We start from the raw sequence: 252 nt of genomic DNA, 5'->3' as shown, positions 1-252 counted from the left end.
CGAAGTGATACGCCGGAAACCTGCCGGGCTGTTCGCACCGACGAGCGTCAGGCTCGAGCCATTGCGAAAGGTTTTCGCGAGAATGGTTTGGTCGCTGTTTTTCGCCTTCTGATCTCCGGCGATCGCAGCCAGGACCGGCGTATCGCGCAGCATGGGCGCGATCTCGGTCTTCGAGTAGCTTTCCGCGTCCTCGACGCGAGGCTGCACCACCAGAATCGGAGACGGATCCTGGTGAATGAAGTAGCCGACGGC

1 protein-coding gene is annotated in these 252 nt (G+C 61.1%); it reads right to left on the bottom strand.

Annotated features, from left to right (window positions below; all coding sequences use genetic code 11):
* On the bottom strand, positions 1-252 hold a 252-nt coding region (locus tag SB754_RS21770), incomplete at both ends, for a phage terminase large subunit family protein (protein WP_410784395.1).

The sequence above is a fragment of the Leifsonia sp. SIMBA_070 genome, assembly GCF_046534635.1.
GTDB lineage: Bacteria > Actinomycetota > Actinomycetes > Actinomycetales > Microbacteriaceae > Leifsonia.
This window is presented reverse-complemented; position numbering and strand designations above follow the sequence as displayed.